This window comes from Rathayibacter sp. AY1A7, assembly GCF_002930845.1.
In the GTDB taxonomy this organism is placed as follows: Bacteria; Actinomycetota; Actinomycetes; order Actinomycetales; family Microbacteriaceae; genus Rathayibacter.
The window spans coordinates 17,540-40,564 of sequence record NZ_PSTL01000010.1 but is presented as its reverse complement, the minus strand read 5'-3'; the positions used below and the strand labels follow the sequence as shown (position 1 = coordinate 40,564).

Below are 23,025 nucleotides of genomic sequence, written 5' to 3'. Positions count from 1 at the left end.
GCAGGTGCGCGGACGGAGTGCGCTCCCGCGTCAGTCGGCGAAGATGGCGCCGACCGGCTCGCACTTCTCGGCCTGGAAGCGGTCCTCGGCGCGGCCGAGAGCCCAGTAGGCCGAGAGCGAGAGCGCCCGGCGCTCCACGCCCCACTCGTCCTGCAGGAGGGCCCGCAGCTGCTTCATCGCGGTGCGCTCGCCGTGCGCGAAGACCTCGAGCACGCCCTCGGGCCTCCGCTCGGCCCGGACGGCCGCGACCAGCGCCCGGCCGGCCTCGAGACCGCCGCGGTGCAGCCAGCGCACCTCCACTCCGGCCGGAGCGGGAAGATCGAGCTCGTCGGCGGCCGAGTCCACCTCGATCAGGACGAGGCCGCGCGCGTGCGCGGGCATCCCCTCGAGGGCCGAGGCGATCGCCGGCAGAGCGGAGTCGTCGCCGAGCAGCAGGTGCACGGCCTCGGGGTCGGCGCTCGGCGACCAGGCGCCGCCGGGCGCGGAGAGCGCGATCCGGTCACCGGGAGCCGCGGCGAGCGCCCACGGTCCCGCCACCCCTTCGTCGCCGTGCACGACGAAGTCGACGGCGATCGAGCGCCGCTCGAGGTCGACCGAGCGGACGGTGTAGGTGCGGCGCACGGGCAGCTGCTCGGAGGCGACGCTCGCCCGGAGCGCATCGAGGTCGAAGGGCGGCTGGAGGTCGGAGCCGCGCGGCGGGAGCAGGAGCTTCACGTAGCGATCGGTCGCGGCGAGGCGCTCGGGGTCGGACTCGGCGAGGAACGCGTTGAGCCCGTCGCCGCCGAGGTGCACGCGGACCAGGTGGCCGGTGAGGCGCTCGGTCCGCAGCACGATGAGCACGTGCTGGCTGCGGGCACGGCGCGGGCGGTCGGGGGACGGGGCGGCGTCGGTCATCCGTCCAGCATGCCCGGTCGTGCTCGGTGCGGGCCGAGTGCAGGCCGCTCGCGGGCGGGCGGGCGTCGAGGGGTCACGATCGGTCGCTTCGGGAGGGAGAAAGGGACCTTTCGTGACGCATCGGAGCAGGCCGGAGGCACGGCCGGGACGTCGCGGCGGCGCCGAGCGCGAGGCGGCGGCGCCGAGCGCGAGGCGGCGGCGCGGGCGCGCGTACGGACGAACGCGCGCCGAAGGGTCACGAACGGTCGCTTCGGGAGGGAGAAAGGAGCCGTTCGCGACGCATCGGAGCAGGCCGAGGCGGGACCGGGACGTCGCGGCGGGGATCCGCGCGAGGCGGCGGCACGGGCGGGCGTGCGGACGAGCGGGCACCGTGGGGTCACGAACGGTCGCTTCGGAAGGGCGGAAGGAGCCGTTCGTGACGCATCGGAGCAGGCCGCGGCGGGACCGTGACGTCGCGGCGGGGATCCGCGCGAGCCGGCGGCGCGAGCGCGCGTACGGACGAACGGGCGCCGAGGGGTCGCGAACGGTCGCTTCGGGAGGACGGAAGGAGCCGTTCGTGCCGCATCGGAGCAGGCCGAGGGCACGGACGGGGCATCGCGGCGGGGATCCGCGCGAGGCGGCGGCGCGGGCGGGCGCTGATCCGTCGCTCACGGCCTGCGGAGGAGCGCAGGACGGGCCGTCCGCGACGGATCGGAGCGGGCCGGGCGCGACTGGGCGCCGCATGCGGAGCGAGCGCGGGCCTGCCGGAGGGCGCCGGGCGTCGATCCGTCACGAACGGCCCGTGCGGGAGGACGGAACGGGCCGTCAGCGACGGATCGGAGCGGGCGGCCGGAGGCCGGGCCGACGGAGCGGAGCGGACAGCAGCGCCCGTCGGCGGAGCGGGCGGCGCCGCGGCCGGGCGGCGACGGGTGGGCGCGGGCCGCCGGAGGCCCGGACCGACGGAGGGGAGCGGACAGCAGCGCACGCGGGCGGGGCGGGCGGCGCCGCGGCCGGTCAGCGACGGCTGGGAGCGGGCGGCCGGAGGCCCCGGCCGACGGAGGGGAGCGGACAGCAGCGCACGTCGGCGGAGCGGGTGGCGCCCCGGCCGACGGCCCGGCGGACGGCCCGGCGGGCGGCCGGTGGCGCGAGGTGCGCTCGCGCGGGGCGCGGCGGCGGGGGCGCGCCTACTCTCGCGGGATGACTGCGACGGCTCCGCGACTCCGGCACGACCGACTGGTCGCCCCCGATGTGCTGCGCGGAGTGGCGGTGGCGGCCATGCTCGTCGCGCACGCGATGCCGCTCGTGCCGAGCGCGCGCACGGGGGTCGTCGGGTTCCTGGCGTGGAACGTCAACGATCTCGCGTCGCCGCTGTTCGCGCTGGTGATGGGGATGTCGGCGGCCCTGGTGCTCGCGCGGCCCGGTGCCTCCCCCGGGCGGGTGCTGCTGCGGAACGCGATCCGCGGCGCGGTGCTCGTGGCGCTCGGCGTCTGGCTCGAGACCTGGGGCAGCTGGATCGCGATCGTGCTGCAGTACCTCGGCGTCCTGCTCGTGCTCGGCACGCCGCTGCTGCTCCTCCGCTCCCGGACGATCGCCGCGCTGGCCGCCGTACTCGCGCTCGCCGCGGGTCCCGTGAACGCCGCGGTCGCCGCCGCCGCATCCGGCTCTCCGCTCGCCCTCTGGCTCTTCACCGGGCCGAGCTACCGCGCGACCAACCTGCTCCCCTTCTTCCTCCTCGGAGCCCTGCTGCTGCGGCACGGCGCGCAGCGCGACCGGCTGCTGCCGGTGCTCGCGGCGGTCGCGGTCGTCGCGTACCCGGTGCGGCCGCTGGTCGCGCTCCTGCTCGGCGTGGAGTCGCCCTCCGGCAGCCTCCCGGACACCCTGCACGACCTCGGGCTCGTGCTCCTGGCCTACGTCGCGGTGGTGCTGCTGACCACGTCGCGCTCCCCCGCTGTCCAGCGGCTGCTGGTGCCGCTCCGGGCGATCGGCACGCTCGCGCTCTCGGTCTACGTGCTGCAGGTGGCTCTCGTCGCGGCGCTCGCGCGGGCGGGCCTCGGCTACTCCGCCGACACTCCGCTCGCCGCTCTCGCCCTCGTGCTCGGGCTGTGCGCGGCCGCCGTGCTGTGGTGGCGGTTCCTCGGTGCGGGTCCCGTCGAGCGGCTGACGGCGCGGTTCACCGGGCTCGTGCCGCGCTGAGCCGCCCGGCCGCCCGGCTGGGTCCGCGGCGAGGACCTGAGCCCGCTGCGGTCCGCGGCGAGCTCGCCTGAGCTCGCGTCGGACCGCGGCGAGCTCGCCTGAGCCCGCGTCGGACCGCGGCGACCCCGGCTGAGCCCCCGGCACCCGACGGCCCGCGCACGGGCCGCCGGGCGTCCCCTCCCTCAGCGCGCGAGCGCCGACGCCTCCTTCGCGAGGGCCGGGCCGTGCGCCGCGAGCACCAGGTCGCGCACCGCGGTGGCCGGGAGCGACGCGGCTCCGGCCGGCAGCAGGTCCGCGTCCGAGGCCAGCACGAGCGGGGTGTCGGCCGATGAGGACGGCAGCCTCCCGTGCGTGCCGCGCACGAGCGACGCGTCCAGCGGCACCAGGTTCATCGCGTAGCGCAGCCCCAGCGCCTTCTTGGCGAGGTTGCCCGCCGCCTTCGCCTTCACCAGCGGGTCGGCCGGATCGAAGAAGAGCTCGGCCGGGTCGTAGCCGGGCTTGCGGTGGATGTCGACGCCGCGGGCGAAGTCGGGCGCGCGGTCGTCGTCGAGCCAGTAGTAGTAGGTGAACCACGCCCCCGGCCGGGCGACCACGACGAACTCGCCCGAGCGCTCGTGGTCGAGGCCGTAGCGGGCCTGCGCCTCCCGGTCGAGCACCTCGTCGACGCCGTCGAGCCCCTCGAGGATCGAGCGCACCCGCGGCAGGTCCGCCGCGTCCTGCACGTAGACGTGCGCGACCTGGTGGTCGGCGACGGCGAACGCGCGCGACGTCCACGGGTCCAGCTGCTCGCGGCCGTCCTGCACGTAGACCTCGAGCAGGCCCTCGCGGCGGAGCGCCCGGTTCACGTCGACCGGAGTGTCGGCGTCGGCGATCCCGTACTCGGCGACCACGATCACCGACGCGCCCAGCGCCTCCGCGTCGTCGAGCAGCGGAGCGAGCACCACGTCGAGCTCCGACGCGGCCCGGCGCGCCTCGGGCGAGTCCGGTCCGAAGCGCTGGAGGTCGTAGTCGAGGTGCGGCAGGTACGCCGTGGTCAGCTCGGGCGGGCCGGAGCCGTCGCCCGCCAGCACATGCCGGGTCGCGTCGACCATCCACTGGGTCGAGCGGAGCGACGCGGTCGGCCCCCAGTACTGGAACAGCGGGAAGGCGCCGAAGCGCGAGACCAGCTCGTCGTGCAGCGCCGGCGGGCGCACGTACGCGTCCGGCGACTTGCGGCCGTCGGCGTGGTAGATCGGGCGCGGAGTGACGGTGACGTCGGTCGTCGCCCCCATCGCGTACCACCAGCCGATGTTGGCCGCGCGGTACGGCTCCCCGCTCAGCCGGCGCGCGGTCTCCCAGACCTTCTCTCCCGTGACCAGGCGGTTGTGCTGGCGCCACAGGTGCACCTCGCCGAGGTCGCGGAAGTACCAGCCGTTGCCGACGATCCCGTGCTGCGCGGGCATCGAGCCGGTGAGCATGGTCGACTGCACGCTGCAGGTGACCGCGGGCAGGACCGTGTCCAGCGGCAGGCGCCCGCCCCCGCGGGCCAGCCGCGAGAGGCGGGGCATGTCGGCGAGCGCCGACGAGGTCAGCCCGACCACGTCGAGCAGCAGCACGGGCCTCACAGCGCCGCCGCCTGCGGGAGGAGGGGCGCCAGCAGCGCCTCTCGGGAGGCGGGCGTGAGCAGGTGCGCGGCCGCCCAGGCGAGCTCGGCGCCGATGCCCGTCGAGAGGTCGCTCGGGGCGTCGGCGAGCACCGACCAGGTGTAGGTCTCGACGTCGAGGTGGATCTCGTCGTACGGCCAGGCGGCGTCGACCGCCGAGACCGCCTCCGCCAGGACCGCCGTGGTGGCCGAGAGCGGCGCCTCCGGCCGGTGGTGCAGCGGCACGTGGAAGTGCACGCGCCACGGGCCGGTGCCGGGGAGCGTGTCCAGCGCCTCGGGCAGATCGTCGACGCGGAGCACCCCGTCGATCCCGTTCTCGCGGGTCTGGTGCAGGTAGCGCTTCTCGACGAACGGGGTGAGCGCGGCGCGGCCCGAGGGGTCCTCCAGGTGGAGCGCGGCCGAGGCCTGCACCTTGACCACGCGCAGGCCCGCGTCGCGGATGCGGCGGACGGCCGAGACCGGGTCGGCGAAGGAGACGGCGAGGTGGCAGGTGTCGAGGCACACGCCCACGTACGCCGGGTCGACCACTCCGATGCGCGGGTGCAGCCAGTCGACGACGTCGTCCACGGTGTCGAGGATGCAGCCGGGCTCGGGCTCGATCGCCAGGCGGATCGCGTGGCCGGTGGAGCGGCGCAGGTCGCGCAGCTCCTCGACGAGCCGGGCGAGGTTCCGGCAGGCGGCCTCGTCCTGCTCCCGTCCCCAGCACTCGCGCCAGCCCAGCGGCAGCGTCGAGATGCTGCCGTCGGCGCCGGCGGGCAGCAGGTCGGCCAGGATCCGCGCGCAGTCGATCGTGTACTGCAGGCGCTCCGGCGTGGTCCAGTCGGGGCGGTAGACGTCGAGCTTCACGACCTCGGCGTGGAACGCGGCGTACGGGAAGGCGTTGAGCGTGCGCACCTCCAGGCCGTTGCGCTGCAGGGCCGCGCGGAGGACGGCCCGGTCCTCGGCGCTGGCGACCAGGCGGGCCGCGAGGTCGCGCGGGATCCACAGGCCTACTCCGACCAGGGCGAGCCCGGCGGCCACGCGCGCGGGCCCGGCGTAGACGTCGAGCTGGCGGACGACTCCGGCCAGGTCCTCGGCGGGATGGACGTTGGTGCAGTAGGAGAGGTGCATCACACGACCTCCGCCACGCGCGGGGCGCCCCGGAGCACGGAGTTGCCCTCGAAGGTGCGGCCGGCCGACTCCTGCACGTCGAAGCCCGCGACGGGCGAGAGGTCCAGGCGTCCGCTCTGCCCGTAGAACTCGACCGGGTTCTGCCAGAGCAGCCGGTCGACGTCGCCCGCGCTGAAGCCGGCGACGAGGAGGAGGCGGCCGGTCTTCGCGGTCGTGAGCGGGTCGGAGCGGCCCCAGTCGGCGGCGGAGTTGACCAGGACGCGGTCCAGCCCGATCCGCTCGACAAGCGTCACCAGGCGGGTCTCGTCCATCTTCGTGTCGGGGTAGATGGAGAAGCCCATCCAGCAGCCGGAGTCGCGGACCGCGTCGACGGTGACCTCGTTGAGGTGGTCGACGAGGACCCGCCCGGGCTCGAGCCCCGAGTCGGCGACGACCTCGAGGGTGCGGCGGGTGCCCGACTCCTTGTCGCGGTGCGGGGTGTGCACCATCGCGGGGAGGCCGTGCTCGCCGGCGAGCTCGAGCTGCTGGCGGAAGACCTGGTCCTCCTCGGGGGTGAGCGAGTCGTAGCCGGTCTCGCCGACCGCGACGACGCCGTCCTTGGCGAGGTAGCGGTCGAGCTCGGGCAGGACGGCCCGGCAGCGCGGGTCGTTCGCCTCCTTCGGGTTGAGCCCGATGGTGCAGTGGTGGCGGATGCCGAACTGCGCGGCGCGGAAGCGCTCCCAGCCGATCAGGGCGTCGAAGTAGTCCGTGAACGAGCCGACGTTCGTGCGCGGCTGGCCGAGCCAGAAGGAGGGTTCGACGACCGCGCGGACGCCGGCGTCGAACATCGCCTGGTAGTCGTCGGTGGTGCGGGAGGTCATGTGGATGTGCGGGTCGAAGATGCGCATCGTCGCGCCTTTCTCATCGGTGGTGGTGCCCCGCGGTCGGGGCGGCGTTCGGGGGCGGTCAGCTCGGCAGGAGCACCGCCAGATCGTCCGGGAGCGGGCGCCCGGCCGCGCGGCGCTCGTCCGCGAAGCGGCCGGCCATCGCGCGCAGCTCGGCGTCGCTGCGCTCCTCCAGCCCGGCGACCGCCGCGAGCGGGACGCCGAGGAAGACGAGCTTGAGCACCCCGTGCCGCCAGGCGTGCGCGTCGAGGTGGCGGCGGGCGAAGGAGCCCATCGCCGCGGCGACGAGCCGGGTGTCGTTGGCGCGCAGGGCGTCGGCGGTCAGCTCGAGGCCGGCGAGGGTCGTCGCCGGTCCCGGGTCGCCGAGGGCGTTCAGCCCGGCCAGCACTCCGCGGCGCTCGGCGCCGTCCCCGCCCCGGTAGAGGCGGAGGAGGAGAGCGGCCAGGTCGTCGTCGCCGAGCGCCTGCGCGGCGGCCTGCACCAGGGCGGCGCGGGCCGCGTCGTCGTGCGTGCCGTGGACGAGGCCGTGCGGGTCCTCGGCGGGCCGGAGCGGCTCGCGTCCGGCCTCGCGGCCCGCGGCGGGGAAGAAGCGCTCGATCCGCGACGGGCGCTCGAGGACGGCGGCGCGGGCGGCCGCGGTCCACGGGTGCTCGGCGTGCGAGGAGGCGCCGCCGAGCGCCTCCTCCATCGCCGCGAGGCTCGCCACGGCCAGGCGGGGCGCGTCGTGCGAGTGCCGGGGCAGCTCGACGGCGGCGATCCCGCGGTAGCCGATCTCGGCGATGGTCGCGAAGGCGGCCGCGAGGTCGAGCGATCCGGTGCCGAGCTCGAGGTGCTCGTGCCGCTCCGGGAGCATGTCGTCGACCTGCACGTTCAGGAGCAGGTCCCCGGCGCTGCGGAGGGCTCCGACCACGCCGTCCGGCTCCACCACGACGCAGTGGCCGAGGTCGACCGTCAGCCCGACCGACTCCGGGTCACCGAGCTCGCGGCGCAGCAGCAGCGCGTCGGCGACCGTCTCCACCAGCATCCCCGGCTCGGGCTCGACGGCCAGCCGCACGCCGTGGCGCTCGGCCGTCGCGACGACGCCGCGCATGCGCTCGACGAGCAGCCGCCAGGCAGCGGCCGCATCGGCGCCCGCCGGCACGACCCCCGACCAGAGGGAGACGGCGTCGGCGCCCAGCAGCGCGGCGATCTCGATCGCGCGCTCGAGGAAGCGGACGCGGGGGCCGGCCTCCTCGTCGACCAGCGTGGGGCGGTGCTTCGCGAACGGGTCGAGCAGGTACCGCGCGCCCGTCTCGACGACCACGCGCAGGCCCAGCTCGTCGAGCCGCGACCGGAGCGCCAGCGTCCGCTCGCGCCAGTCGGCCGCGAAGGGATCGAGGTGCGGGTGCCCGAGGGTGAGCGCGACGGCGCGGTACCCCGCGGCGTGGATCACCGTGAGCGCGTCGTCGAGGGTGTGGTCGGCGAAGCCGTTGGTGCCGTAGCCGAGGACGGGTCCGGTGGCGCTCATGTGATGTCCGCCGTCCGCGGGCGGCGGAGCAGGAGGGAGCCGAGCGCGTCGAGCGCGAGCAGCGCCGCCCCCAGCTCGGGACGCTTCAGACCGGCGAGCGCGGCCTGCAGCGGGATCATCCCGGTGATGCCCGCGCGGGTGGCCGTCCGCGCGGCCGCGGCCGTCGGCGTCCGCACGGACTGCAGCTGCGCGGTGAGCACGAGCAGGAGCCAGCGCCCGAGGCCCGCGGCGACGACCGCGGCGGGGGCGGCCCGGCGCTCGGCCAGAGCGCCGGCCGCGGTGGACAACGCGATCGCCGCGGTGCCGGCCGAGACCGCTCCCGCCGCGACCGGGGTGGTGCCGTGCACCTCGCCGCGCGAGAGCACGGTGACGCCGAGCGTGTGCGCGGCCACGGCGGCGGAGGCGGGGGCCGCCGCGCGCACGCCGTCGACGCCCGCGCCGAGCAGCACGTCGAGACCGCGGCAGGCCGCCATCACGACCGGGCCCAGCGGAGTCGGCTTCGCGAGCAGGTCGTACGACCAGATCCCGGCCGCGAGCGGCAGCGAGAGTGCGAGCGAGCGCCGCCCGTCCACGACGGCCGCCACGGCGATCCCCGCCGCGGTCAGCGCGGCCGCCGTGCCCAGCGCCGCCGAGCGCCGGATCCGCCCCGAGGGGATCGGCCGCTCGGGCCGCTCCCGGGCGTCGAGCTCGGCGTCCGCGTAGTCGTTGAGCGCCATGCCCGCCGAGTAGAGCAGCGCCGAGGACAGCGGGAGCGCGACCGTGCGCGCTCCCACTCCGCGGCCCGCCCACGCTCCGCCCGCGACGGTGTCGCCGATCACGGTCAGCGCGGCCTTCGCGCGGACGAGCTCGAGGTAGTCGCGCAGCTCAGCCATCGCTCCGCGTCCCGCTCGTCACCGGGGTGCGGCGCTCGGCGACGAGGGCGCCGGTGCGGGCGGACCAGGCCACCAGCTCCGCCGTCTGCTCGGCGAAGCCGTGCACGTCGCTGCCCCACGGGTCCTTGAAGAAGAAGCCGAGCTCGCCGACGGGGCCCGAGACGCCGGCCTCGTCCGCGAGCGCCAGCAGGCGGGCGAGGTCGAGGATCAGCGGCGCCGCGAGGGCCGAGTCGTACGCCGACCAGATCGTCTGCACCGTGATCCGCGAGCCGAGGAAGCCCTCGGCGTGCACGTGGTCCCAAGCGGTCTTGACGTCGCCGAGGTCCGGGACGTTGTCGATGTGGAGCGGAGTGACGACGTCGTCGCCGAGGAGGCTGCGCAGTCCGCGGTTCTTCGAGACGAGCTTCGAGCGCACCGCCTCCGGGTCGGCGAGGGTCTGCCCGTCGCCGCCGCCGAGGAGGTTCGCGCCCGCCCACGAGAGCACGCGCATCCCGCGCGCCGTGAACATCGGCGCGAGCACGCTGCGGAGCAGGGTCTCCCCCGTCTTGCCGTCCTGGCCGGCGATCGGGATCCCGGCCTCGGCGGCCCACTCCTCCAGGGCCGGCAGAGCCAGCGCGGTCGAGGGAGTGAAGCAGGCGTAGGCCGCGCCCGCGACGACGGCCGAGAGGGCGGCGATCGAGCTCGGCGGCAGGAGGCGCTCGCCCGGACGCGCCAGGGCGGCGCGCAGAGCGGCGAGGTCGTGGAACTCGGGACGGTCGGCCGGCAGCACCTCGGTCGAGGCGACGTCGATCACGACGACCCGGGCGAGGCCGTGGCGCTCGCGGAAGGCGACGATGTCGGCGGCCCGGCGGTCGATCTCCTCCTGCTGCGACGCGGCGTCGGCGGGGGCGAGGTGGATCTCGGCGTCGGTCGCGTCGATCCGGTCGGCCACCTCGGCGACGACCGAGGTCGGGAACATGCCGCCGGCCGCGAGGCCCGTGGCCTTCTCGAGCAGCGGGGTCGGCGAGACGTCGTGGCCGCCGATGACGATGTCGGCGAACCCGGCGAGCGGGACGTCCTCGAAGGCGGGGGTCGCGGTGGCGCAGCCCGAGCTGGGCGCGGCTCCGGCGGCGATGGCGTGCAGGCCCACGGCGGCCGTGGTGGCGACGCTGCCCCGGGCCCCGATCAGCCAGAGGCCGATGCGCCCGCTCGATCGGGGGGCGCCTGTGGTGTTGGTGTCGGACGAGGTCATCGTTCTCTCCTGTCTGGAAGGGCTGGCTGAGCGGCGATCGTCGGGGCGCACCCGGGCGATCGGAGTGGGGAGGGGCCGCGGCCGGGCGCGCGTCGCGCCTCCGGCCGGCCGTGTTGCGCAGGACCCGCACGCAGGGCCCGCCGAGATTGCGCGACCGTGCGTCGACTGGTTTCCTCAGGTGTGCTGTCCCCCGAACCCGTCCTCCGGGCCGAGAGAAGGAGCTGAGCGTGGCCGAGCGCGCCGGTACCGCGACCGGCGACATGCTGAGGCTGTTCGCCGACGGTCGACCGCGCACCCGCGCCGAGCTGGTCGAGGAGACGGGTCTCGCGCGGACCGCGGTGATGACGCGCCTGGAGCAGTTCTTCGAGCTCGGACTGATCGCGCACCTCGACCGCGCTCCGTCGACCGGGGGCCGCCCGTCCGCGCGCCTCGTCTTCGACCCGGCCGTCCGCTCGCTCCTGGCCATCGACCTGGGCGCGGCGCACTCGACCATCGCGCTGACCGACTTCGACGGCCGCATCATCGCCGAGCGCCGCGAGGAGCTCGACATCGCGCAGGGCCCCGTGGCGGTGCTCGGGCACGCGCTCGACGTCTGCGAAGGGATCCTCGCCGCGGCCGGGGTCGACCGCACCGCCCTCGCGGGCATCGGGGTCGGCGTGCCCGGCCCGGTGGAGCACGCGAGCGGCCGCCCGGTGCGCCCGCCGATCATGCCCGGCTGGGACGGCTTCGACATCCCCGCCTTCGTGCGCCGGCGCTACGACACCACGGTGCTCGTCGACAACGACGTGAACCTGCTGGCGCTCGGCGAGCGGGCCTCGCGGTTCCCGCACGCCCTCGACCTGATGTTCGTGAAGGTCGGCACCGGCATCGGCGCGGGCATCGTCTCGTCCGGGCTGCTCCAGCGCGGAGCCCTCGGCTCCGCGGGTGATCTCGGCCACGTCCAGGTGCCGCGCACGGCCCCGGCCGCGGCGGGCGGTCAGGAGGGGGACCTCGAGGCGGTCGCGGGCGGCTCCGCTCTGGCCGCCGGGCTCGCCCGGGCGGGCCGCGACGTGCAGTCGGTGCGCGAGCTGATCGACCTGCTGAAGGCGCGCGATCCCGAGGCCGTCGAGGCGGCGCGGATCGCGGGACTCCAGCTCGGCGAGGTGCTGGCCACCTGCGTGAGCCTGCTCAACCCGTCCGTCATCGTGCTGGGCGGCGCGGTCGCCCTTGCCAGCCCGGAGATCCTGACGGCCGTGCGCTCGGTGATCGACGAGCGCTCCCTCCCCCTCGCGACGCAGCGGCTCGACGTGGTGACCGCCGAGCTGGGCGGCAGCGGGGGCGTGCGCGGTGCCGCGCTGATGCTGCGCGGGCACCTGCTCAGCCCCGCCGTGGTGGACGGCTTCCTCGAGCAGCTGCGCGCCGAGGGGCGGGCGGTCCGCTAGAGCGGCGGCCGCGCGCCCGGAGGCGGCGGGCCGCGCCGGCGCGATCCCCCGCGGACCGCGTCGGCCGCACCCGGTCAGGAGCGGACCTCCGCGCGGTCGGCGTCCTCCGGCTGGGCGCCGAGAGCGGCGGCGACGGCGGCGTCGATGCGCGCCTGCTCCCCCGCGGCCCGGCGGCGGCGGCGGACGACGGTCAGCACGATGAGCCCGATGAGCAGGGCGAGGAGGAGCACGGCGCTCCACGGCACGGCCGCGGCCGAGGTCTCGGCGGTGGCGACCGGCACGTCGGGGACGACGACGGCGGAGTCGGCCTGCGCGGCCTGGTCGGCGGTGACGACGGTGCCCGAGAGCGCGGCGCGGGCGGTCGCGACGAAGAGCGGCCAGACTCCGGCGACGGTCACGGTGCGCGAGACGGAGGTTCCGGGGAGGAGCTCGGGCAGCGGCTCCGGGTCGGTCGCGGACACCGGCGCGAGGCCGAAGAGGCCGGCGACGCTGATCTCGGCGCCCGGCGCGATGCGGGTGTTGCCCGCGTTGGTCACGATGTAGTCGACGGTCGCGGAGCCGGGGGCGAAGGGGTTCCAGCCGCCCTGGTACGAGACGGCGAGGCCGTCGATCGACAGGCGCGGGGCGAGCTCGCCGCCGACGCGGAGGTACATCCGCGAGCCCAGGCGCCGGTCGACCGAGACTCCGGTCTCGCCCTGCACCAGGATCGAGGAGACGACGCCCGCGGCGTAGTCGCCCGGGGTCACGTCCTCGGGGACGACGACCTCGAACGGGACCTGCACGCTCTCGCCGGCGGGCACGGTGACCTCGGGCTCGGGGAACGCGATCCAGCTGCCGAGCTGCGTCGAGGGCTCCGCGGCGGGGAGCAGGTCGAGCTGGCCGGCCTCGGTGATGAAGCCGTCGGAGCCGTAGACGCGGAACGTCTGCTCCTCGTCGTCGTAGTTGGAGACGATCAGGGCGTCGCTGAGGCGTCCGCCGGGATCGAGGGCGTACGCGTAGTTCGGCCGCTCGCTGCCCTGCTCGGTGTCGGCGGGGCGCACCCCCCAGGTGACCGGCGTGGAGGCGGGGTCCGCCTCCTGGGCACCCGCCTGAGCCGAGAGGCCGCCGGCTGCGAGGAGCGTCATCAGCAGCAGGGCGGCGGTGGTGCGGGAGGTGCGTGGCATGAGCGACATCGATCAGGCTTCCGTTGCAAGGGGGGATGCCTCCCCGCGGGACGCCGCTCCGGTGCGCGGCACGCCGAGCGGGGCGTACCGGAGTGGCGTCTCGCGGGGAGACGGGGGGAGGGTGGGGCGGCCCGGAGGCCGCCCCACCGGTGCTAGCCGAGCGCGGTGAGCGTCAGCGTCGCGGTGTAGGTGCCGGTTCCGACCGAGAGCGGGAGCTTCAGGTCGAGGTCGGCGCTCAGGACCGAGGATCCGGTCGGGTGCTGCGCCGCGGCGGAGCCGAGGACGCGGGGCGTGGCGAGGCCGTTGCCCGAGTCGAACCCGGAGGGGACGGCAGCGCCGGCGACGGCACCGCCCGTGTTCTCCAGGACCTCGGGGGTCCAGCCGAGGTGCTTGCCCGAGAACGTCTTCTCGCCGGAGCGGAAGTCGCTCAGCTGGCCGGTGACCGACCAGGCCGGGCCGTTGAGGCGGGTGTCGGTCACGCGGACCGGCACGAGCTCACCGGAGGCGGCGAAGTGGTCGCCCTGCTCCTCGGCGACGCCGAGGTTCACCAGGTTGCTGGTGCCCTCGAGCGTCCAGGTCAGCTCGCCCTTGTTGGCCTCGGGGACGATGACGGCCACGGCCTGGTCGCCGGCCGCCGCAGCGCCCGCCGCCGTTCCCGTGAAGGTGCCGTCGACTCCGGCGGCGGTGTTGCCCGCGCCGAAGTTGACCGCCGGCGCGTTGTCGGCGAGCGCGATGCGCCCGCCGACCGTCGAGCCCGCGAGCTGGACGTTGCCGGAGTTGCCCGAGAGCGTGAGGTTCCCGCCCACCGTGTTGCCGAGGGCCGAGGCCGAGCCGTCCTCGTTCGCGCCCAGGAGGACGCCGCGCGAGGAGCCGGTGACGGCGAGCGAGCCGCCGACGATGGCGCCCTGCACGTTCACGCCGAAGTCGCTGCCGGCGAAGGTGGCGTCGCCGCCGACGCTGGTGCGATCGACGTCGACGTAGTTCGCCGCGTCGGTGCTGACCGAGCCGTCGACCGAGAGGTCGCTGAACTCGACGTCGATCCCGCCGGCCTCGACCATGCCGCCGACCGTGAGGTCGCGCAGGTAGAGGAAGCCGTTGCGGCTGCCGTCCGAGAACGACACGACGTCTCCGCCGACGCTGGTGCCGTCGATCGAGATGCCGTACGCGTCGGTGCCGATGACGTCGCCGCCGATGGTCGCCGAGGTGGCGTCCAGCCAGGCGTCGTCGCCGACGATGACGTTGCCGGTGACGGTCACGTTGCCGAGCACGCAGGTCTGGCCCGCGCCGACGTTGAGGTCTCCGGTGATCGTCTGGTTCCCGAGCTCGGTGGTGCAGTCCGTCGTCGCCGCGAAGGCGGACGGTGCGGCGACCATCGCGAGGGAGGCGGCCGCGAGGACCGCCGTGGGCGTCTTCCACTTCATGGGGGTTCTCCTCGGTGCGCTCGTGCGCGTCGTGCTGGTGGTGGTGCTGTCGGTGCGGCGCGCGCGGCGCGGGGTGCGCTCAGCCACGGAGCGCAGCGATCGCGGAGTAGCTGCGGGAAGCGGCCTCGAGGGAGTTCCCCGTGCTCGGCGGCGTCGCCAGCGTGGGAGCGGTGTCCTGCTCCCAGACGCCGAAGCGCTGGCCGCGGTCGCGCAGCTCCGAGAGGAACGCCTGGTAGGGCAGGTTGCCCGCGCCGAACTCGACGATGTCGTAGCCGTTGGTGTTGGCGTTGTTCGTCTTGCCGTCCTTGAGGTGCAGGATCGGGTAGCGGCGAGGGTTGCGCTTGATGTAGTCGAGCGGCTCGAAGCCCGGGTAGAGCTTCTTGCCGACGTACGCCCAGTAGACGTCCATCTCGAGGTACACGTGACGCGGGTCGGTGTTGTCGTAGAAGAGGTCGTACAGGCGGGTCTTGGGGTCGTCCGTGGCGAACCCGAACTCACCGGCGTGGTTGTGCTGGTAGAGCTTCATGCCCGCGGCCGAGACCTGCTGGCCCCACTTGTTCCACTCCTCCGCCGCGGCGAGGTAGCCCGCCTTGGTGTTGACGTTGGTGGGCGCGTTGCCGGTGCCGAGGTGCGGCGTGCCGAGGATCTGCGCGATCTCGATCTGCTTGCCCAGCTCCGAGCGGAGGAGGTTGGTGCCGACGTGCGAGCCGACGGCGCGGAGGCCGTTGTCGTCGAGCAGCTGGCGGATCTGCTGCGGGGTGATCGCTCCGACGTTGCCCTGGGTGTACCCGGCGAACTCGATCTCGCTGTAGCCGATGCGGCCGAGCTCCTCGAAGACGGCCCGGAAGCCGAGCGACGAGACCTTGTCGCGGACGCTGAAGAGCTGGATGCCGATGCGGTTGATCGGGACCAGGCGCGTGGATCCGGACGAGGGCGCGGGGGCGGCCGTGGCGGGCGCCGCGAGGGCTCCCGCTCCGACGCCGACCGCGACGGTCGATGCGGCCAGGGCCGTCATCAGCGAGCGCCGGCTCATCGGCTTGGCCGTGATGGATGCGTGGTGGTGGTGCATCATTTCTCCTTCGAAATGGCAGATGGTGCAGGGGGTGGGGGGGCCGGCCGGCCCGGTCGAGCCGGCCGGCCCCTGCGCGGGGGCTACTGCTGGACGGTGAGGTTCAGCAGCGCCGACGCGGCGTTGGTGTCCGCCGTGGCGGTGTGGGTGACGGTCAGCTTGTAGCTGCCCGCCGCGAGCTTCGGGAGCGTCACCACGACGTGCCCGTTCTCGTCGAGGGTCCCGGTGAGCATCGCGACGGTGGAGAGGTTCCTCTTCACCATCACGCTCACCTGACCGGTGCCGGCGACACCCGTCGAGGACTTCGCGTCGACCGTGACCTGCGCGCTGGCGCCCGGCTTGACCGGGTTGGGCGAGACGGTCGCGGTGAGCTCCGAGGCGGCCTTCGAGACGATCAGGCGGGCGGTGCCCTCCGAGGCCTTGAAGGTGGCGTCCGAGCCGTACGCCGCACGGAGGGTGTGGGTGCCGGCGCCGAGGGTCTTCGGCAGGGCGAAGGTCGCCTTGCCGTCCTTCAGCGTCGCGCGGCCCAGCTCGGTGGCGCCCTCGTAGAGGACGACCTCTCCGCCGGGGTTCCCACCCTGACCGGTGACCGTGACGGTCGCCTCGCCGGGTGCCCCGAAGGTCACGCGGGGAGCCGAGAGCGCCACGGTGGTGGTCGACGCGGCGGTCGGGGCGTTCGCCGCGGCCAGGTCGATCGTGAACTTCACCGTGCCGACCGCCGAGACGTTGCCGCCGGTGTCGGTGGCGCGGTACTGGATCGTCCGGGCGCCGTTCGTGGTGAACGGGACCGTGTACGCGCCGTTGACGGCGCGGACCGTGGTCCACGTCGTGCCGTTGTCGGCGGAGTACTGGACGGTGGAGAGCGCTCCGTTGTCCGTGGCGGTGAGGCCGAGGGTCACGGGCTTGTTGTAGACGCCGCCGACGCCCGCAGGCGCTGCCGGGTCGAGGGTCGCCGCGACGGTCGGAGCCGTCTTGTCACCGGCGCCGGCACCCTGGAAGGTGAGGGAGTCGAGCGACAGGCCGTTGGGCGAGGTCACGTAGAGCGAGCCGGTGCCGCGGGGGACGTTGGTGCCGAAGGGGACGAGGACGTCCTTCCAGCCGGCTCCCGCGGGGATGGTCGCCGTTCCGAAGGGCGCTGCGTCGGCAGCGTTCCAGCGGAGGTCGACGGTGCCCTCACCGGTGGCGCGGACCACGACGCCGGTCAGGTTGGCGAAGTTCACCGGGTCCCAGCGCAGGAAGGATCCCGCACCGAGTCCGCTGACGGCGTTGCCGCCGCTGGCGGTGGTGTCCGCGTAGGGCAGGACGCCCTCACGGGCGGCGTGCTCCGCCTCCTGCGTCTTCGGGTTCAGCCGCAGCGTCGCCTCGGCCGCAGCCGGGGGCAGGCCGTTGAAGCCGCCGTCCGTGTAGGTCACGACGACGGTGCCGTACAGCAGCGCGCCGGGGCCGTGCTCGGGCGAGTCCTTGGACGTCGGGAACGCTCCCTTGGCACCGGTGCCGGTGACCTCGGGGTGGGCGTGCTCGTCGTGGCCGAGGCCGTAGGTCCAGCCCACGCGGCTGCTGACGATCTGGTCGCCGTCCTCAGCGTCCTTGCCGGTCACCTGGTAGGGGATCGCGTCGCCCCAGCTGAAGAACGAGCCGTTGCCGGGCGTCTGGATCTGGATCTGCGGCGCCTGGTTGCCGACCGAGATGACCCGCGAGGTCAGGCTGAACTTGCCCTTGGCGTCGGTGACGCGCAGACGGGCCGTGAACTGTCCGAGCTCGGTGTAGGTCTTCTTGACGGTCACTCCGGTGGCGTCGAAGGTGCCGTCGCCGTCGAAGTCCCAGTCGTAGGTGAGCGCGTCGCCCTCGGGGTCGGTCGATCCCTTGGCGTCGAACGTGACCTCGAGCGGGGTCTGCGAGGCGGACAGGGGGGTCGCGGTGAAGCGGGCCTGCGGCGCCTTGTTGCCCTCGGCGTAGTCGATCCGGTACAGGCCCGCGTCGGGGTTGGCGCGGAAGAATCCGTCGCCGTACTCGATCACGTACATCGACCCGTCGGGGCCGAACTCCATGTCCATCGGGTTGTCGTGGATCGGCTGCGCGGCCTGGCTGAGCGCCGCGTTGGGGAGGAAGTCCTCGATGTGCGTGACCGCGCGGTCCTCATCGAGCGTGAACGCCGCGATGTAGTCCTGCGAGAACTCGCCGAAGAAGGTCTTCTTGTCCCAGTACTCCGGGAACTTCGACGTCGAGGTGTTGTCCGCGTCGAAGTGGTACACCGGTCCGCCCATGGGGCCCTGGCCGGTGCTGGTCCCGAAGTTGACGAGCTCGTCGAACGGCTGGTCGCCGGGGTTGTCGCCGTAGTAGACGGTCGCCGCCTTGGCGTCCGGGATGTCGACGAGGCCGGTGTTCCAGCGCGAGTTGTTCTTCAGGTTCTCCGGATCGAAGAAGCCGCGGGGCGTCGACGTCTCGAAGTTCCACTCGTTGTACGGCGCGTTGGGTCCGTGGACGTAGGGCCAGCCGGAGTTGTGCGGCTCGTCCAGTCCGGTCGCGTTCCACTCGACGAGGCCCATCGGGCCGCGGACGCCGTCGGCCGCAGCGGCCTTCGTGGCGTCGGGGCCGTAGTCGCCCCAGGAGAGGGTGTTCGTCTCGGCGTCGACGTCGATCTTGAACGGGTTGCGGACGCCCATCACGAAGATCTCGGGGCGGGTCTTCTCGGTTCCCACCGGGAAGAGGTTGCCGTCGGGGATCGTGTACGAGCCGTCCTCCTGCACGGTGATCCGGAGGATCTTGCCGCGGAGGTCGTTCGTGTTGCCGGCGCCGCGACGCGAGTCGAAGCCCGGGTTCATGCGGGGCGCGTCGTTGTTCGGCGCGAAGCCCGCGGCACCCGGAGCGCTCGCCGGCGTGTTGTCGCCGGTGGAGAGGTACAGGTTGCCGTCGGCGTCCCAGTCGAAGTCGGCACCCACGTGGCAGCACTGCCCGCGCTGGGTCTCGATGTCGATGATCTTCTGCTCGCTCGCGAGGTCGAGGCCCGAGCCGGTCCACTTGAACCGGGAGAGGCGGTTGATGCCCTTCCACTGGTCCCAGTAGCTGTCGGTCGCGCCCTCGGGCAGCATGTTCGGGGCCGCGCCGGTCGGGGTGTTCCCGGGGGGCGCGTAGACGAGGTAGACCCACTTGTTCTCGGCGAAGTCGGGGTCGATGCCGACGGACTGCAGTCCGTCCTCCGAGTTCTGGTATACGGGGATCGTGTTGACGACACGGGTGGTGCCGGTCTTGGGGTCGGTGTGGCGGATCTCGCCGTTCCGAGCGGTGTGGAGGACCGACTTGTCCGGGAGGACGGCCAGGTCGAGGGGCTCGCCGACGTTCTTCGTCAGCAGGACCTTCTCGTAGTTGCTCCAGTCGAGAGCGGATGCTCCGCCCTCGGAACCGTGGTCCACTCCGTCGTGGGCCGAGGCGGGCAGGCCGAGGGCGGTGAGTCCGGAGACCGTCACCATCCCGGCGATGCCGAGTGCGAGAAGACGCCTGATGCTTCTTCTCGAGGATCGCTTACCATTCATGCGTGATGTGATTCCTTCAATGAGGTGTTCATCGCAGAGGCCGGGTCCGTCGCTGTCCGCACGACTGAGCGGATCCGGTCTCCTCCTGTCCGACCCTGGGGCCGGTGTCTTGCACTCCTCCTCCTCTCGCGGATGCCGGTGGCGCTGCGCTGCGGGTCGTCAGTGATCCCGGGGCGGCGCCGAGGTGGGGGCCGGCGCGGGATGGTTCCCGCGCCGACCCGGGCTGGTGGGGCCGATCAGGACTCGAAGGCCGAGGGCAGGTACTCGGAGACGTTGTCCTTGGTGACGACCGGCGCGAAGAGCTGGATCTGGCGCGGGACGCCGAGCGAGCTGGTGTCGGCCATCGACTTGTTCTGCTCGACGAGGCGGGCGAGCTTGATGCCGTCCGCGGCCTGGGTCGAGGGGTAGACGACCGTGGCCTTGACGACGGAGTCGTCGGCCTCGATCGCGCGCATCACGTTGGCCGAGCCGGCGCCGCCGACGAAGAGGAACTCGTCGCGTCCGGCGGTGTCGATCGCCGCGAGGACGCCGACGCCCTGGTCGTCGTCGTGGTTCCAGATGGCGTCGATCTTCGGCGCGGCCTGGAGGAGGTTGGCCGCGGCCTGCTCTCCGCCCTGGACGGTGAAGTCGGCGGCGACGCGGTTGTCCACGTCGAGTCCGCAGCCCTCGAGCGCGTCCGAGAAGCCCTGGCTGCGCTCCTGGGTCAGCGGGAGGGAGTCGATGCCGGCGATCTCGGCGACGACGGCGTCGGGGTTGTCGCCGAGCTCCTCGCAGATGTAGGTGCCGGCGCTGACGCCCATGCCGTAGTTGTCGCCGAGGATGGTCGACCGGGCGGCGAAGGGGCTGGAGAACTCGCGGTCCACGTTGATGACGGTGATGCCCGCCTCCATCGCCTGGGTGGCGACCTGCGTGAGCGCCGCTCCGTCGATCGGCAGGAGCACGATCGCGTCGACGCCGTCGTTGATGAAGGTCTCGACCTGGCTGATCTGGAGGTTGACGTCGTTGGTGCCCTCCGCGGTGCGGAGCTCCACGTCGTCGTACTTCTCGGCCTCGGCGATGGCGGCGCGGCTGACCGCGCCCATCCAGCCGTGGTCGGCGGCGGGAGCGGTGAAGCCGATGACGACGTTGTCGCCGGAGGCGTCGTTGTCCGAGGCGGCCACGGCGGCGGCGGTCCTGCCGGAGGCGGCGTTGCCGGTCTCGACCGGGGCGTTCGAGATGCAGCCGGTGAGCATCAGCGCGACGGCGCCGAAGGCGACGCCGGCCGAGCCGAGTCGGGCGGTGCGGGAGAGGCGGCTGCGGGTGAAGGGGCGTGCGGGCATGGAAGTGATCTCCTTCGATCGATCCGAGGGGTCCGAGGGCACACGTGTCCTCGGAGAGGTGACCTGAGTGGTCGGGTGGGTTGCTGTGTGTGGAGGAGCGGGGCCGGAGCCCCGGGGTCAGGACTTCCTGCCGCGGGCGGCGAACCGCTGCTGCAGCAGGACGGCGGCGACGATGATCGCGCCCTTCGCGACGGCCTGAGTCGAGGTCGACATGTTGTTCTGCGTGAACACGTTGGTCAGGGTCGTGAAGATGAGGACGCCGAACACGGTGCCGACGATGGTGCCGCGGCCGCCGGCCAGCAGCGTGCCTCCGACGACGACCGCCGCGATGGCGTCGAGCTCGTAGAGGAGGCCGTTGGTCGAGCTGCCGGCGGTGGTGCGGGCGAGCATCATGACGGCGGCGATGCCGGCGGTGAGCCCGGCGAGGCCGTAGACGTACATGGTGTGGCGGCGGACCTTGATGCCGGCGAGGCGGGCGGCCTCGGGGTTGCCGCCGACCGCGATGGTGCGGCGGCCGAAGGTGGTGCGGTTGAGCAGGATCCAGCCGGCGACGGCGACGACCACGAAGATCAGCACGAGCACCGGGATGCCGAGCACGTCGGCGCGGAAGAAGTCGAGGAACGGCGTGACCGTGACGACCTGCGTCTGGCGGTTCGAGATCAGCTCGGCGAAGCCGCGGGCGGCGACGAGCATCGCCAGGGTCGCCATGAAGGCGACGACCCGGCCGTAGGCGATCAGCGCGCCGTTGATGAGGCCGCAGACGAGGCCGACGACGACCGCGGTGAGCACGATCACCAGCCAGGAGGTGTTCGCCGCGTAGTACTGGGTCGAGACCGTGCTCGCCCAGACCGTCGCGAGCCCCATCACGGAGCCGACCGAGAGGTCGATGCCGCCGGAGGTGATGACGAAGGTCATCCCGATGCTCAGCACGCCGATGACGGCGGCGAGGCGGAGGATCGTGAGCACGTTGTCGACGCTGGCGAAGCGCTCCCCCGCGGTCGCGAATCCGACGATGCAGAGGATCACCAGCGCGAGCAGCAGCCCGACGTTGCGGCCGAGGGAGCCCTGCATGAGGCGGGCGATCCCGGAGCGGGAGTCCTTCGAGGGCACGCCCCCGGAGGAGCCTCCCGTCGCGGCCGACGCGTGACGGGCGGCGTCCTCCTGCGGACCGCCGATCGACGGCGACGCGGTGTCGAGCTGTCCGCTCACGCTGCACTTCCTTCCATGACGAGATCGAGCACGCGGTGCTCGTCGATCGAATCGGCCGGGCCCTCGTGGACCACGGCGCCGTCGGAGATCACGAGCACTCGGTCGGAGAGTCCGAGGACCTCGCCGATCTCGCTGGAGACCACGAGCACGGCGGCGCCGTTGGTCGCGAGGTCCCTGATCAGGGTGTAGATCTCGGCCCGTGCGCCGACGTCGACCCCGCGGGTCGGCTCGTCGAGCAGCAGGACGCGGCAGCCGCGCACGAGCCAGCGGGCGAGGAGCGCCTTCTGCTGGTTGCCTCCGGAGAGGGTGCGGGCGTCGCGGTCGACCCCGGAGGGCCGCAGGTCGAGGGAGACCGCCTGCTCGGCCGCCGCCGCGCGCTCGGAGCGCTCGTCGAGGAAGCCGCGCTTGGCGAAACGGTCGAAGGTCGAGAGGGTGATGTTGCGGTAGACCGGCTCGTCCAGGAGCAGGCCCTGGCTCTTGCGCTCCTCCGGGCAGAGGCCGATGCCGGCGTCGACCGCCGAGGTGACGGAGCCGGCGCGCAGGCGCTTGCCCGCCACGCTGACCGTCCCGGTGCTGGCGCGGCGCGCCCCGTAGATGGTCTCGAGGATCTCGGAGCGGCCGGAGCCGACCAGCCCCGCGAGGCCGACGACCTCGCCGGCGCGGATCTCGAGGGAGACGTCCGAGAAGGAGCCCTGCAGGCCCAGCTTCTCGACCTTCAGCAGCGTCTCGGCCTCGACGTCGAGCTCCTGGCGGTCCGGGAAGACGTACTCGACGGCCCGGCCGGTCATCAGGGTGATGAGCTGCGAGGTGGGGGTGTCGGCGACCGCGAGGTTCTGCGCGACGGTGGCGCCGTCCTTGATCACGGTGATCCGGTCGCCGATGGCGCGGATCTCGTCGAGGCGGTGCGAGATGTACACGATGGCGACGCCGGAGGCGGTGAGCTGGCGCACCACGTGGAAGAGGTTCTCCACCTCCTCGGAGTCGAGCACCGCGGAGGGCTCGTCCATGATGATGACCCGCGCGTCGTGCGAGAGGGCGCGGGCCATCTGCACGATCTGCTTGCCGGCGGCGGAGAGCGTGCCGACCTCGCGGTTCGGCGAGATCTCGGAGTGGCCGAGGCGCTCCATCAGCTCGCGGGTGATCCTCGTCGCCTTCGCCCGGGCGGTGAAGCCGCCGCGGGAGAGCTCGTGGCCGAGGAAGATGTTCTCGGCGACGGAGAGGCCGTCGACGACGTCGAGCTCCTGGTACATCGTCGCGATGCCCAGGGCGAGGGCCGCCGTCGGGGACGGGATCGTGACGACGTTCCCGTCGACGAGGATCTCGCCCTCGGTGGGCTGGTGGGCCCCGGCGAGGGTCTTGATGAGGGTGGACTTGCCGGCGCCGTTCTGGCCGAGGAGGCAGTGCACCTCACCGGGTCGGACATCGAGGTCGACGCCGTCGAGAGCACGGGCGCCGGGGAAGACCTTCACGATGCCGCGCATCTGCAGAAGCAGCTGCTGAGACTCGTCGGAGGTGCGGGGAAGAGGCTGTGCAGCAGTGCTGCGGGGGTCTGCGGTGACCATGCGGATGAAGCTACTTCCA

At 73.7% G+C, this 23,025-nt stretch carries 16 protein-coding genes; 2 read left to right on the top strand and 14 right to left on the bottom strand.

Going from position 1 to position 23,025, the window contains the following annotated elements; translation table 11 throughout:
- Positions 1-30 precede the first annotated feature (30 nt).
- Positions 31-894, bottom strand: a complete 864-nt coding sequence (locus tag C5B95_RS09595; RefSeq protein ID WP_104349034.1) for a siderophore-interacting protein — start codon at positions 892-894, stop codon at positions 31-33.
- A 1,176-nt stretch (positions 895-2,070) separates the two neighbouring features.
- Here C5B95_RS09595 and C5B95_RS09590 point away from each other — a divergent pair.
- Complete coding sequence (locus C5B95_RS09590; protein ID WP_104349033.1) at positions 2,071-3,066, top strand: DUF418 domain-containing protein; 996 nt, start codon at positions 2,071-2,073, stop codon at positions 3,064-3,066.
- A 182-nt stretch (positions 3,067-3,248) separates the two neighbouring features.
- On the opposite strand, the gene C5B95_RS09585 is transcribed toward C5B95_RS09590, so the two are convergent.
- The 6 genes from C5B95_RS09585 to C5B95_RS09560 are packed head-to-tail and all read right to left on the bottom strand — an operon-like array spanning position 3,249 to position 10,312.
- A complete protein-coding gene (locus C5B95_RS09585; protein WP_104349032.1) occupies positions 3,249-4,670 on the bottom strand; it encodes an alkaline phosphatase family protein in 1,422 nt (473 codons plus the stop codon).
- A complete protein-coding gene (gene eboE / locus C5B95_RS09580; RefSeq protein WP_104349031.1) occupies positions 4,667-5,818 on the bottom strand; it encodes a metabolite traffic protein EboE in 1,152 nt (383 codons plus the stop codon). Before eboE ends, C5B95_RS09585 begins: the two co-directional genes overlap by 4 nt.
- A complete protein-coding gene (locus C5B95_RS09575) occupies positions 5,818-6,705 on the bottom strand; it encodes a TatD family hydrolase (protein WP_104222466.1) in 888 nt (295 codons plus the stop codon). The genes eboE and C5B95_RS09575 overlap by 1 nt, the downstream gene beginning before the upstream one ends.
- Before the next feature lie 58 nt (positions 6,706-6,763).
- Positions 6,764-8,209 (bottom strand): EboA domain-containing protein, encoded by a 1,446-nt coding sequence (locus C5B95_RS17880; protein ID WP_104349030.1) that lies wholly within the window; start codon positions 8,207-8,209, stop codon positions 6,764-6,766.
- On the bottom strand, positions 8,206-9,081 hold the full coding sequence (locus tag C5B95_RS09565; RefSeq protein WP_219812601.1) for an SCO3242 family prenyltransferase: 876 nt from the start codon (positions 9,079-9,081) through the stop codon (positions 8,206-8,208). Before C5B95_RS09565 ends, C5B95_RS17880 begins: the two co-directional genes overlap by 4 nt.
- Positions 9,074-10,312: an inositol-3-phosphate synthase gene (locus tag C5B95_RS09560; RefSeq protein WP_104349029.1), complete on the bottom strand. Its 1,239-nt coding sequence runs from the start codon at positions 10,310-10,312 to the stop codon at positions 9,074-9,076. The genes C5B95_RS09565 and C5B95_RS09560 overlap by 8 nt, the downstream gene beginning before the upstream one ends.
- Positions 10,313-10,539: 227 nt before the next feature.
- Between C5B95_RS09560 and C5B95_RS09555 the strand changes: the two genes are divergently transcribed.
- Complete coding sequence (locus C5B95_RS09555) at positions 10,540-11,733, top strand: ROK family protein (protein WP_258059906.1); 1,194 nt, start codon at positions 10,540-10,542, stop codon at positions 11,731-11,733.
- A 74-nt stretch (positions 11,734-11,807) separates the two neighbouring features.
- Here the strand turns inward: C5B95_RS09555 and C5B95_RS09550 are convergent, their stop codons facing one another.
- The 7 genes from C5B95_RS09550 to C5B95_RS09520 all read right to left on the bottom strand — a co-directional run bounded on the left by C5B95_RS09550 (position 11,808) and on the right by C5B95_RS09520 (position 22,925).
- Entirely contained in the window at positions 11,808-12,896 is a 1,089-nt protein-coding gene (locus tag C5B95_RS09550) for a hypothetical protein (protein ID WP_146076556.1), read from the bottom strand.
- 152 nt (positions 12,897-13,048) lie between these two features.
- The gene (locus C5B95_RS09545; protein ID WP_104349027.1) at positions 13,049-14,317 is read right to left on the bottom strand and encodes a hypothetical protein; all 1,269 of its coding nucleotides are present in this window, start codon (positions 14,315-14,317) and stop codon (positions 13,049-13,051) included.
- A gap of 79 nt (positions 14,318-14,396) precedes the next feature.
- Entirely contained in the window at positions 14,397-15,386 is a 990-nt protein-coding gene (locus C5B95_RS09540; protein ID WP_219813837.1) for a sugar phosphate isomerase/epimerase, read from the bottom strand.
- A gap of 83 nt (positions 15,387-15,469) precedes the next feature.
- Positions 15,470-18,916 (bottom strand): PQQ-dependent sugar dehydrogenase, encoded by a 3,447-nt coding sequence (locus C5B95_RS09535; RefSeq protein WP_146076960.1) that lies wholly within the window; start codon positions 18,914-18,916, stop codon positions 15,470-15,472.
- Positions 18,917-19,152: 236 nt separating this feature from the next.
- A complete protein-coding gene (locus C5B95_RS09530) occupies positions 19,153-20,235 on the bottom strand; it encodes a substrate-binding domain-containing protein (RefSeq protein WP_104349026.1) in 1,083 nt (360 codons plus the stop codon).
- A gap of 117 nt (positions 20,236-20,352) precedes the next feature.
- Positions 20,353-21,306 (bottom strand): ABC transporter permease, encoded by a 954-nt coding sequence (locus C5B95_RS09525; protein WP_068256795.1) that lies wholly within the window; start codon positions 21,304-21,306, stop codon positions 20,353-20,355.
- 134 nt (positions 21,307-21,440) lie between these two features.
- Positions 21,441-22,925, bottom strand: coding sequence for a sugar ABC transporter ATP-binding protein (locus C5B95_RS09520; RefSeq protein ID WP_219812904.1), 1,485 nt, complete (start codon positions 22,923-22,925; stop codon positions 21,441-21,443).
- Positions 22,926-23,025 lie beyond the last annotated feature (100 nt).